Origin of the sequence: Streptomyces mirabilis, assembly GCF_018310535.1 — a bacterium.
Lineage (GTDB): Bacteria > Actinomycetota > Actinomycetes > Streptomycetales > Streptomycetaceae > Streptomyces.
This window is the reverse complement of sequence record NZ_CP074102.1, coordinates 602,190-614,061: the sequence shown is the minus strand read 5'-3', so window position 1 is coordinate 614,061 and position 11,872 is coordinate 602,190. Positions and strand designations below refer to the sequence as shown.

The following is an 11,872-nucleotide window of genomic DNA, read 5'->3' as shown; positions in this document are numbered from 1 at the left end:
CGTAGACTGTAGACGAAAGACAATCGATACTGTCTGTTGACACCTGCTGTCCGGTGACGGCGACGGTGGCGGTGACGGGATGGCTCGGCAGGAGGGGACCGCGATGTTGTCGACAGGACTGCCGCCGGGGGCGGTGCCCAAGCTCGAGCGGCCCGGCCCGCTGCGCGACCGCGTCTACGAGGCGCTGCTCGAACTCATCACGACCCGCGCCCTCCAGCCGGGCCAGCACCTGGTCGAGAGCGAGCTCGCCGGGCATCTCGGCGTCTCCCGGCAGCCGGTCCGCGAGGCGCTCCAGCGGCTGAACACGGAGGGGTGGGTCGATCTTCGGCCCGCCCAGGGCGCCTTCGTGCACGAGCCGACCGAGGAGGAGGCCGACCAGCTCCTCACGGTCCGTACGCTGCTGGAGGCCGAGGCCGCCCGGCTCGCCGCCGCCAACGCGGGCACCGCCGGCATCACCGCACTCGAGGAACTGTGCGCCGAGGGCGAGCGTGCGGTCGCCGCCGACGACGTGGACGGCGCGGTCGCGATGAATGCCCGCTTCCACGCGAAGGTCATGGAACTCGCGGGCAACACGGTCCTCGCCGAGCTGGCCGCCCAGGTCGACCGCCGGGTCCGCTGGTACTACACCCCGGTCGCCCGGCAGCGCGGCCACCAGTCCTGGATCGAGCACCGCGACCTCATCGCGGCCATCGCCGCCCGCGACGAACCCCGCGCCACCCAGGTCATGCGCGCCCACACGGAACACACGCGCAAGACGTACCACGAGCGCGAACGGTCCTGACCCCGTTTTCGACCGACCGGCGCCGCCTGCCGTCACCGTGTGGGGCGCTGTGCCGCGGTCTACGCCGGGGGGACGATGCGGTACCCGAGGCCGAGGACGACCTTGAGGGTCTCCACGGCGAGCTCCCGGTCGTACTCCTTCTCCGGCTCCGGTAGCTCCGGGTAGGGGACGAGGAGGGGATGAGTCAGCGCGGTGTCGCTGCGCTCCGCACCGGGACGCCAGCCTTCCGCGAAGCGGCGCCGAGCCCAGCGGGCATGCGCGTTCTCCGCCAGTTCCTCGACGAGCGCCAGCAGGCCTGCGTCGAGTTCGATCCCGCTGGTGTCGAGGGGAGCGGGCGTCCAGCCGTTCTCTGCCATGCCTCACGTTCCGGAGTAGTCGGAGGCGATCTGACCGGTGAAGAAGCCGTCCATGTCCTGGACGATCAGGGCGACCCGCTCGGCCTCGGTCAGGTCGGAGATGTCGGCGCCCTGCTCGGGAATCAGTTCCTCGGAACTGCCGTCGAGGAAATAGGGAATGATGGTCAGCCGCCCCTCGTCGCTGAGCCGACGCGCGGTCGCCAATTCGCGTCGGCACCACTCGCTGCGCCAATAGGCCTGACTCACCAGCGGGACGAACACCTGGCTGGCCGCGAGCTGCTGCTCCAGCCGGTCCTGCCATTTCGAGCCGCGCGGGATCGTGTTGTTGTACACGTAGTGGAAGAAGGTGAAGTTCTGGAGCTTGAGGGCACGTCCGACCTCGCGTGACAGCGCGTCGTCCGGTCCCGCCGTGCTGAGGAAAATCTTGCCGTCGGCGCGGCCGGTGCTGCGGATGTAGCCGATCCCCTCGTCGAGGTTGCGGAACTGCTGCCGGGGGAGGTCGAACCGCTCCAGTTGCTGTTCCAGCCGGGCGGCGAATTCACCGGGGCTGTTCCACCACAGCACGGGATCCTGCTCGAAGGTGGCGTGGCGCAGGGTCTCGCCCACGACCAGGTCCGGGACCCGGGGCCGCGGACCGTTCGCGGGGTCGTGGTGGATCACGTTCAGGGTCGGGATGGACCGGCCGAGAAGCAGGTGGAAGAGCCGGTCAAGAGGCTCATGGTCACTGATGTCGATGACGACGAAGTCGAGCGGGTCGAGCTGGAGGGGGATCTCCGCCGGATCCGTGAAATCGACCTTCACCTCTTTGACGGCGTACCCGAACTTCGCCAGGGTCTGCGTGATCAGGGGCTTCGCCGCCCGGTAGGCGGGAGTGTCGGGTACCGCGAGCCCCACCTCGCCGACGAGTTGATCGCCCGCGGAGGAGTAACCCCGCGCCTTGAGGGCGAGCTGCCGGATCGGCTGTTCGAAGCCGTCGTACGTGTCCAGCTCGTCCCGGTCGAAGATGAACCGCTCCTGGACGTTCGGGAAGTGATAACCGGGGACGCCCTTCTCGACGAAGACCAGCAGGGGTTTGATCGCCCGGGCCGCCAGCACCCGGGCCGCCAGTCCGTACTCGTAGACGACGAACGGCGAACACTTGTAGGCGGGCTGATCCCGGCGCAGGGTGACCACGCCGACGAAGCAGGCACTGCGCCGCATCATCATCTCCAGATGACAGGTCGACAGCGCGCCGGCGGACTTCGGGTCGACCGTGAACCCGAATCCGTGCGCCTCGAAGGCGCGCCAGAAGAACTCGTTCACATCGCGGTCTTCCCGCCGATAGCTGTGGCTGAAGTAGGTGGGAATCCGTCGTGCCGCGACCATGACCGCTCTTCACTTCCCCGTGGACTCGTTGCGCGGGCTCGCGAGCTGAACCCAGGTGCCCATTTCCCGCTGTTCGATCCGCGACACACTCGCGGCGAGGTTCCTGTCCCGGGTGCTCTCGTCGTCGTACGGCCTGGAGCCTGTCAAATACAGCCGACGCTCCGCCTCGACGGCCTCACGGGCCTGGCTGAAGCGAAGATAGTCGTCCTGCCAGTGGAAGGTGGAGCGCAGCCCGGTGATGACCACGACCAGGCCGCCCAGCACCGCGGGCAACCGCGCGTTCCCCGGCACCATGACCGCCGACACCGGAATGGCCGCGGAGAGGACCAGCTGCAGGACATCGGTCAGCCGGAAGTACCTGCGGGCCTTGATGGCGGCGGCCCGATACCACTCGTAGGACCCGTTGGCGATGCCCAGGGCATAGCCGGGATCAGGGAACTCCTCGCGCGAGGTCTCCGGCACCATGCGCTCCCCCAGCACTTGACGACCACGCGGACGTGACGACCACTCCTGTCCGCAGGGACAGCGTAGCCGCGCGGTCACCTGGCTGAATCCCGCTCGGCCCAACGCGCCTCGACCGTCAGCATGGTCACCAACAGGGCGACCAGGGCGATGAGTTGGGCGAGTGCCGACAGGTGGGTGCCGAGCAGAGCGGTTGCCAGGGCGATCGGTACGGTCGTGGCCCGGTAGGCCAGCGGTGTCAGTCGCAGCACCGCACGGAACGCCACGTCCCCGGCGAGGAACAGCGCCACCCCGCCCGCGACCGCGACGGCGGGACCGGTGTGCAGTTGCTCCGTGAGGTGCCCCAGCGACTTCTTCACGCCCGCCGCGAGATAGGCGATGCCGAGCAGCATGGGCAGGAAGGCGTAGTAGTACGCGTTCATCGCGAGCCGCCAGCGGCGGTCCTGCGGGGTCGCGGCGAACACGGCCTCCGCGCGGTCCTCGTCGCGCACGAAGTATGTCCACCACAGCGCGCTCGCCAGCGCGAGGGCCAGGAAGGCTCCGCCGAACACATTGGCCGTGAACGGCAGATCGCCGATGCCGATGCCGATCGCGATGACGGACTCGCCGAACGCGACGATCAGCAACAGCCCGTGCCGTTCCACGAAGTGCGCCGGGTCGAGGCCGCCCAACTGGGCGCGCAGAAAGGCTGCTTCGCGCCCGTCCCGGCGGCGCGGACCGTGCTCGGCCAGGAACGGCGTGACGAACTGCAGCACCAGCGCGAGCAGCCACAGCCCGTCCGCGGCGAGTCCGTCGAAGAGTCCCGCGGCCGTCACCGACAGTGCGGCGAGGGAGTTCGGCACCGCGTACCAGATGACGTCCCGGCCGTGGCTGCGCGTGTAGAGCGTGCTGTGCACAAGGACGACGGCCAGGAAGCCGAGGCCGAAGACGACCCCGCCGTCGTCGAAGGCGCGCGGGATGGCCAGCGCGCAGACCAGGAAGGACGCCATGCCCAGCATCAGCAGGATGCGGCGTGAGGGGCGGTCGGGCGGCACCTGGTTGGTGAGGTACGCGTAGGCGCCGTACATCCAGAACAGCACAACGAAGATCAGTGCGACGTGCCCCGCCGTGGCGAACGACAGGTCGGCGGTCAGCATCACGGTGAGCTGGGTGAGCGTGAAGACGAAGACCAGGTCGAAGAAGAGTTCCAGGGTGCTGACTCTGCGTTCCGGCTCCGCCGCCGGCACGGGATGTGTTCCGTCCGCGGCCTGTTGACGTGGTTCGTCGGCTGCCGGCCGATGTGGTCCGTCCGCTGCCGCGGGTCTTGGTCCGTCCGCTGCCGTGCTCATGTGCGTCCCCCTGACACGATCCGTAGGGAGATCGTATGCGGCGTCCTAGCCGCCGCTCCCGGACCTTGCTTTGTCCACTCAGTGGAGAAAGTTGACAGCAATCTCTGCGCAACTTCTTCCCACTCCCGGCAGCCGCTGCTACGTTCCCATCGAAAGCAAGCCACGGTGATGTGGCCAAAACCCGTTGGACACTGGCCGATTGAGGCGGGGAGGGGCTCGTGAGACGCATGACGGCACGACCCGCGAACGCGCACCAGGCGCGACTGCTGCGCCTGCTGCGCGACGGCGGCCCCAACTCCCGTGCCCAGCTGGGCGATCAGGTCGACCTCTCCCGGTCGAAGCTGGCCGTCGAGGTGGAACGGCTCCTGGAGACCGGACTCGTGGTCGCCGACGGCCTCGCCGCATCCCGCGGCGGCCGCCGCTCCCACAACATCCGGCTCGCCCCTGCGCTGCGCTTCCTCGGCATCGACATCGGGGCCACCTCGATCGACGTGGCCGTCACCAACGCCGAGCTGGAGGTCCTGGGCCACATCAACCAGCCCATGGACGTCCGCGAGGGACCGGTCGCCGTCTTCGAGCAAGTCCTGGCCATGGCAGCCAAGTTGAGGTCATCGGGGCTCGCGGAGGGATTCGACGGCGCCGGGATCGGCGTCCCGGGTCCGGTCCGCTTCCCCGAGGGCGTTCCGGTCGCACCGCCGATCATGCCCGGCTGGGACGGCTTCCCGGTCCGCGAGGCGCTCAGCCAGGACCTGGGCTGCCCCGTCATGGTCGACAACGACGTGAACCTGATGGCCATGGGGGAACAGCACGCGGGCGTCGCACGCTCCGTGGGCGACTTCCTCTGCGTCAAGATCGGCACTGGTATCGGCTGCGGCATCGTCGTCGGCGGTGAGGTCTACCGCGGTACGACGGGCAGCGCCGGCGACATCGGGCACATCCAGGCCGTACCCGACGGGCGTCCGTGCGCCTGCGGCAACAGGGGCTGCCTGGAGGCCCACTTCAGCGGGGCCGCGCTCGCCCGGGACGCCACGGAGGCCGCCCAGCAGGGGCTTTCGGCTGAGCTTGCCGCACGGCTGGAGGCGGCGGGCACGCTGAGCGCCGTCGACGTCGCCGCCGCGGCCGCCGCGGGCGACGCCACCGCTCTCGCGCTGATCCGCGAGGGCGGCAACCGCACGGGGCAGGTCATCGCCGGCCTCGTCTCGTTCTTCAACCCGGGCCTGGTGGTGATCGGCGGCGGCGTCACCGGCCTCGGCCACACGCTGCTCGCCGCCATCCGCACCCAGGTGTACCGCCAGTCACTGCCGCTGGCGACCGGCAACCTGCCCATCGTGCTCGGGGAGTTGGGACCGACCGCCGGGGTCATCGGCGCGGCCCGGCTCATCAGCGACCACTTGTTCTCGCCCGCGTAACCCTGCCAGAGCCGCACGAAGCACTCCTGCCAGAGCCGCACCAGAAGTCACCTCACCAAAGTCAGCTCACCAAAGCCACCCCACCTGTACAGCGCCCTGCTCTGCCCTGCCCGAAAACGCCCGCTCCGCGGACGCACCGCCCTGAAACCGGCCCGCACGCCCGCCAAGGGGAACCGTCATGGCACCAGAAACACCGCTGCTCACCATGTCCGGCATCACCAAGTCGTTCCCCGGAGTCCGGGCCCTCGACGGCGTCGACCTCGACGTCCAGACCGGCGAGGTGCACTGTCTGCTCGGCCAGAACGGGGCCGGAAAGTCCACCCTCATCAAGGTTCTGGCCGGCGCCCACCAGCCCGACGGCGGCACCATCGGCTGGCGCGGCGAACCCGTCACGCTCCGCTCCCCGATCGCCGCCATGCGCCTCGGTATCGCCACCATCTACCAGGAACTGGACCTGGTGGAGGGCCTGTCGGTGGCCGAGAACGTCCACCTCGGCCATGAACCCACCGCCGCCGGTTTCGTCGTACGGGGAAAGGCGGCCAAGGCGTCAACGGCGCAGTTGCTACGCCGACTCGGCCATCCGGAGATCGACCCGGCACGGCTCGTCGGTGAGCTGTCGGCCGCCCAGCAGCAGATCGTCTCCATGGCGCGGGCACTCTCCCACGACGTACGCCTCATCGTCATGGACGAGCCGTCCGCCGCCCTCGACCCCGACGAGGTCGACAACCTCTTCCGTATCGTCGGCGACCTCACCGCGGACGGCGTCGCCGTCGTCTACATCTCGCACCGGCTGGAGGAGATCCGCCGCATCGGCGACCGGGTGACCGTACTGAAGGACGGCCGCGCGGTGGCGGGCGGACTGCCCGCGAAGTCCACCCCGACCCGCGAGGTGGTGGCGCTGATGACGGGCCGCAACGTCGAGTACGTCTTCCCGCAACGGCCCACGCGTCAGCCCACGTCCGAGCCGGTGCTCAGAGTCCAAGGACTCGCACGGGCAGGCGAGTTCGAGCCCCTCGACCTCGAACTGTGCCCCGGTGAGATCGTCGGCCTGGCCGGGCTCGTCGGCTCCGGGCGCTCCGAGATCCTGGAGACGATCTACGGGGCCCGCAAGTCGACGGCCGGTCAAGTCAGCGTCGACGGGAGAGTGTTGCGGCCCGGAAGCGTACGCGCCGCCGTCCGCGCCGGACTCGGACTCGCCCCCGAGGAGCGCAAGGCGCAGGGCCTGCTGATGCTGGAGTCCGTCACCCGCAATGTGTCCGTGTCCTCCATGTCCCGCTTCTCGCACGGGGGTTGGATCGACCGGAGCGCCGAGCGAGGCGCCGCCCGCGCAGCGACACGTGAGCTGTCGCTGCGCCCCGACAACCCGTCCGTCCCGGTCCGGACGCTGTCCGGCGGCAACCAGCAGAAGGCCGTCCTGGCCCGCTGGCTGCTGCGCGGCTGCCGCGTCCTGCTCCTCGACGAACCGACCCGCGGTGTCGACGTCGGTGCCCGCGCGGAGCTGTACGCGGTCATCCGCCGCCTCGCCGACGAGGGCCTCGCCGTGCTGCTCGTGTCGAGCGAGGTGCCCGAGGTGCTGGGACTCGCCGACCGCGTGCTGGTGCTCAGGGAGGGCCGCGTCGTGCACATGGCGCCCGCCCAGGAGCTCGACGAACACCGCGTACTCGACCTTGTCATGGAAGGAAGCCCGGCGTCATGACGCAGCCCGTGTCCCCGCCCCGGGGCAGCACCGAAAAGGTGCCGCCGATGGGCGAACTCCCCGCGTGGCGGACCCTCGCGGCTCGCGCCGACGTCCGCACCCTCTCGCTGCTCGGAGTGCTAGTCGCCTTGATCGTCATCGGCGGCATCACCAAGCCCGACGAGTTCCTCGACACCCGCAACCTCCAACTCGTCCTCACCCAGGCCTCGGTGATCGGCGTCGTCACCGTCGGCATGACCTTCGTCATCACCTCCGGCGGCATCGACCTGTCGGTCGGCGCGATCGTCGCGCTGTCCTCGGTGTGGGCCACGACGGTCGCCACCCAGGAGTACGGCTTCGCGGGCATCCTCTTCACCGCGGTGCTCGTCGGCGTGGGCTGCGGCCTGGTCAACGGCCTGCTCATCGCCTACGGCGGGATGGTCCCGTTCATCGCGACGCTCGCCATGCTCGCCTCGGCCCGCGGCCTCGCCCTCCAGATCACCGACGGCAAGACCCAGATCGTCACCATCGACGGGATCCTGAAGCTCGGCGAACGCGACTCGTACATCCTCGGCATCCCGCCGCTGGTACTGGTCTTCGCCGTCGTCACGATCATCGGCTGGCTGATTCTCAACCGCACCACCTTCGGCCGCCGCACGGTCGCCGTCGGCGGCAACGCGGAGGCGGCCCGGCTCGCCGGCATCGACGTACGGCGCCAGCGGCTGTACCTCTACCTGCTCTCCGGACTGTGCTGCGGCATCGCCGCCTTCCTGCTGATCATCCTGTCCGGCTCCGGCCAGAACACCAACGGGAACCTGTACGAACTCGACGCCATCGCCGCCGCGATCATCGGCGGGACCCTGCTCAGCGGGGGCCGCGGCACCATCACCGGCTCGGTGCTCGGTGTCCTGATCTTCACCACGATCACCAACATCTTCGCGCTGAACAACCTGCAGAGCGACGTCCAGCAGATCGCCAAGGGCGCGATCATCGTCGCCGCGGTCCTGGTCCAGCGGCGTACGGCAGCAACCAGCACCTGACACGGGAAGGGCCCACCGCCATGCCAGAATCCACGCGCTCCACCAGCTTCACGAGCCGCAGAGGACTCCTCTTCGGGACCGCCGCCGCCTCGGCCGGCGCCCTCCTGGTCGGGTGCACCAGCAACGACACCAAGGACGAGAAGACGGCCGCGGACACCCGGCCGGCCGCCGACGACAAGCCCGGCAAGCACATCACCATCGGGTTCGCGGGCCCGCAGGCCGACCACGGCTGGCTCAACGCGATCAACGACAACGCCAAGAGCCGCGCCAAGAAGTACTCGGACGTGACGCTGGAGATCACCGAGGGCTCCAACGACACGGCCGCGCAGATCGGCCAGATCGAGACACTGATCAACAAGAAGGTCGACGTCCTCGTGGTGCTGCCCGCCGACGGCAAGGCGCTCACCCAGGTCGGCCTGAAGGCGATGCGCGCGGGCATTCCGGTCGTCAACCTCGACCGGATCTTCAACACCCCACAGGCGTACCGCTGTTGGATCGGCGGCGACAACTACGGCATGGGCCTCAGCGCCGGCCACTACATCGGCGAGAAGCTGAAGGACAAGCAGGACGCCAAAGTCATCGAACTCGCCGGGCTCGACAACCTGGAACTCACCAAGCAGCGCACCCAGGGCTTCGACGCGGCGCTGAAGAACTACCCCAACATCAAGAAGGTCGCCCGTCAGGCCGCCGACTTCACCGTCGAGTCCGGTCAGGCCAAGATGGCCCAACTCCTCCAGGCCCAGCCGAAGTTCGACGCCCTGTGGAACCACGACGACGACCAGGGCGTGGGCGCACTGCGCGCCATCAAGCAGGCCGGGCGCGAGGACTTCCTGATGGTCGGCGGCGCGGGCGCGCTCTCCGCCTTCCAGGCCATCCAGGCCGACAACAGCGTCCTGAAGGCCACCGTCCTCTACCCGCCGACCATGGCCGCCTCCGCGATCGACCTCGCTCGCGCGCTCGGTCAGGGCAAGGGGATCGGAGGGCTCGCCGAGTTCGAGATCCCGGTCTCGCTCACGCTCTACTCGACCGTCGTCGACAAGGACAACGTCGGCCAGTACATGGCCACCGGCTTCAGGTGATCCGCCCCGCTCACACCCCCCACAGCGTCACGACGACGAGGAGGACATCCGTATGGGACAGCCGCACCAGGGCGAGGCAGCCGGGGTGGAGGCGGGGTTCGTCGCCGGGCCCGGGGCCGAAGCGGGGCTCGCTTCCGGGCCCGGGGCGAAGGCGGCCGGGGCGAACGCGGGTAGGCCGACGCTCGGCGTGGGCATGGTCGGTTACGCCTTCATGGGCGCCGCCCACTCCCAGGGCTGGCGTACCGTGGGCCGCGTCTTCGACCTGCCGCGCAGCCCGGTCCTCGCCGCCGTCTGCGGCCGGGACGCGAGCGCGGTGCGGGCCATGGCCGACCGGCACGGCTGGGCGGCGTCCGAGACCGACTGGCGGACGCTGATCGCCCGGGACGACGTCGACCTCGTCGACATCTGCACCCCCGGCGACAGCCATGCCGAGATCGCCCTCGCCGCCCTGGCCGCCGGCAAACACGTACTGTGCGAGAAGCCCCTCGCGAACACGGTCGAGGAGGCGGAGGCGATGACGGAGGCCGCCGAGGCAGCCTTCGCCCGCGGCCAGGTGTCCATGGTCGGCTTCAACTACCGCCGAGCGCCCGCGACTTCACTCGCCCGGAAGATGGTCGCCGAGGGGCGGCTCGGAGCCCTGCGACACGTGCGGGTGACGTACCTTCAGGACTGGCTGGTGGACCCGGACTTCCCGCTCACCTGGCGACTGCGCAAGGAGCTCGCGGGATCGGGCGCGCTCGGCGACCTCGGGGCCCACATCGTCGACCTCGCCCAGTACCTGGCGGGCGAGCCGGTCGTCGGGGTCTCCGCGCTCACCGAGACGTTCGTAAGGGAGCGCCCGCTGCCCGGCGGAGTGTCGAGCGGACTGTCCGCCGTATCGGGGGCGAGCCCGCGGGCGGGGGGCGTCGGCACGGTCACCGTCGACGATGCCGCGCTGTTCACCGGCCGCTTCGCCTCCGGCGCCCTCGCCTCCTTCGAGGCGTCCCGCTTCGCGACCGGGCGCAAGAACTCCCTGCGCATCGAACTCAACGGCGAGCGCGGCTCGCTCGCCTTCGACCTGGAACGGCTCAACGAACTCTCGTACCACGACCACACCGAGCCCGGCACGCACGCGGGCTTCCGCCGGATCCTCGTCACCGAGCCCGACCACCCCTACCTGGACGCCTGGTGGCCGCCGGGCCACGGCCTGGGCTATGAGCACACCTTCACCCACCAGGCCCGCGACCTGGTGCGGGCCATCGCCGCGGGCAGCCGCCCGGAACCGTCCTTCGCCGACGGGCTGCGCGTACAGCGCGTCCTCGCGGCGGTGGAGGAGAGCGCCGAGAAGAACTCCGTCTACACACCCATCGCGGTCTGAGGAGGCCCCGGACATGCCGCGCACCTTCACACTCTTCACCGGCCAGTGGGCTGACCTGCCCCTCGAAGAGGTCTGCCGTCTCGCCCGGGACTTCGGCTACGACGGCCTCGAACTCGCCTGCTGGGGAGACCACTTCGAGGTCGACAAGGCGCTCGCGGACCCCTCGTACATCGACTCCCGGCACGCGCTTTTCGACAAGTACGGCCTCAAGTGCTGGGCGATCTCCAACCACCTGGTCGGCCAGGCCGTCTGCGACGCCATCATCGACGAGCGGCACCAGGCGATCCTGCCCGCCCGGATCTGGGGTGACGGCGAACCCGAGGGCGTACGGCAGCGGGCCGCCGCCGAGATCGCCGACACCGCGCGCGCCGCGGCGGCCTTCGGCGTCGACACCGTCGTCGGCTTCACCGGCTCGGCGATCTGGCACCTGGTCGCGATGTTCCCGCCCGCCCCCGAGTCGATGATCGCGCGCGGCTACGAGGACTTCGCGATGCGCTGGAACCCCATCCTGGACGTCTTCGACGCGCAGGGCGTGCGGTTCGCGCACGAGGTACACCCGAGCGAGATCGCCTACGACTACTGGACAACACAGCTCGCACTCAAGGCAGTCGACCACCGACCGGCGTTCGGACTGAACTTCGACCCCTCGCACTTCGTCTGGCAGGACCTGGACCCGGTCGGCTTCCTCTACGACTTCCGCGACCGCATCTACCACGTCGACTGCAAGGAAGCCCGCAAGCGGCTCGACGGCCGCAATGGCCGTCTCGGCTCGCACCTGCCCTGGGGCGATCCCCGGCGCGGGTGGGACTTCGTGTCGGCCGGGCACGGCGACGTCCCCTGGGAGGACGTCTTCCGCATGCTCCGCTCCATCGACTACACGGGCCCCATCTCGGTCGAGTGGGAGGACGCCGGCATGGACCGGCTCCAGGGCGCACCCGAGGCCCTGGCCCGTCTCAAGGCGTACGACTTCGAGCCGCCGTCCGCATCCTTCGACGCGGCGTTCGGCGGCAACGACTGACT

General features: G+C 69.8%; 11 protein-coding genes. 7 read left to right on the top strand and 4 right to left on the bottom strand.

Features of this window, described 5'->3' with window-relative positions; genetic code table 11:
* Positions 1–103: 103 nt before the first annotated feature.
* Entirely contained in the window at positions 104–781 is a 678-nt protein-coding gene (locus SMIR_RS02770) for a GntR family transcriptional regulator (RefSeq protein ID WP_168497577.1), read from the top strand.
* Between the two features lie 59 nt (positions 782–840).
* On the opposite strand, the gene SMIR_RS02765 is transcribed toward SMIR_RS02770, so the two are convergent.
* The 4 genes from SMIR_RS02765 to SMIR_RS02750 all read right to left on the bottom strand — a co-directional run bounded on the left by SMIR_RS02765 (position 841) and on the right by SMIR_RS02750 (position 4,190).
* Entirely contained in the window at positions 841–1,137 is a 297-nt protein-coding gene (locus tag SMIR_RS02765) for a RyR domain-containing protein (RefSeq protein ID WP_168497579.1), read from the bottom strand.
* Positions 1,138–1,140: 3 nt separating this feature from the next.
* Positions 1,141–2,502 carry a toll/interleukin-1 receptor domain-containing protein gene (locus tag SMIR_RS02760; RefSeq protein WP_168497581.1) on the bottom strand — a complete coding sequence of 454 codons (1,362 nt, stop codon included), beginning with the start codon at positions 2,500–2,502 and terminating at the stop codon, positions 1,141–1,143.
* A gap of 9 nt (positions 2,503–2,511) precedes the next feature.
* The gene (locus SMIR_RS02755; RefSeq protein ID WP_101403902.1) at positions 2,512–2,967 is read right to left on the bottom strand and encodes a DUF4231 domain-containing protein; all 456 of its coding nucleotides are present in this window, start codon (positions 2,965–2,967) and stop codon (positions 2,512–2,514) included.
* Between the two features lie 74 nt (positions 2,968–3,041).
* Positions 3,042–4,190 (bottom strand): low temperature requirement protein A, encoded by a 1,149-nt coding sequence (locus SMIR_RS02750; RefSeq protein WP_249938327.1) that lies wholly within the window; start codon positions 4,188–4,190, stop codon positions 3,042–3,044.
* 329 nt (positions 4,191–4,519) lie between these two features.
* Between SMIR_RS02750 and SMIR_RS02745 the strand changes: the two genes are divergently transcribed.
* The 6 genes from SMIR_RS02745 to SMIR_RS02720 all read left to right on the top strand — a co-directional run bounded on the left by SMIR_RS02745 (position 4,520) and on the right by SMIR_RS02720 (position 11,870).
* Positions 4,520–5,701 (top strand): ROK family transcriptional regulator, encoded by a 1,182-nt coding sequence (locus tag SMIR_RS02745; RefSeq protein WP_101401898.1) that lies wholly within the window; start codon positions 4,520–4,522, stop codon positions 5,699–5,701.
* Between the two features lie 178 nt (positions 5,702–5,879).
* Positions 5,880–7,397, top strand: a complete 1,518-nt coding sequence (locus tag SMIR_RS02740) for a sugar ABC transporter ATP-binding protein (RefSeq protein WP_212726408.1) — start codon at positions 5,880–5,882, stop codon at positions 7,395–7,397.
* Positions 7,394–8,416 (top strand): ABC transporter permease, encoded by a 1,023-nt coding sequence (locus tag SMIR_RS02735; RefSeq protein WP_212726407.1) that lies wholly within the window; start codon positions 7,394–7,396, stop codon positions 8,414–8,416. Before SMIR_RS02740 ends, SMIR_RS02735 begins: the two co-directional genes overlap by 4 nt.
* A 20-nt stretch (positions 8,417–8,436) precedes the next feature.
* Complete coding sequence (locus tag SMIR_RS02730) at positions 8,437–9,495, top strand: substrate-binding domain-containing protein (RefSeq protein ID WP_168497589.1); 1,059 nt, start codon at positions 8,437–8,439, stop codon at positions 9,493–9,495.
* Between the two features lie 52 nt (positions 9,496–9,547).
* The gene (locus tag SMIR_RS02725; RefSeq protein WP_168497591.1) at positions 9,548–10,852 is read left to right on the top strand and encodes a Gfo/Idh/MocA family protein; all 1,305 of its coding nucleotides are present in this window, start codon (positions 9,548–9,550) and stop codon (positions 10,850–10,852) included.
* Positions 10,853–10,865: 13 nt separating this feature from the next.
* Entirely contained in the window at positions 10,866–11,870 is a 1,005-nt protein-coding gene (locus SMIR_RS02720) for a sugar phosphate isomerase/epimerase family protein (RefSeq protein ID WP_168497593.1), read from the top strand.
* Positions 11,871–11,872 lie beyond the last annotated feature (2 nt).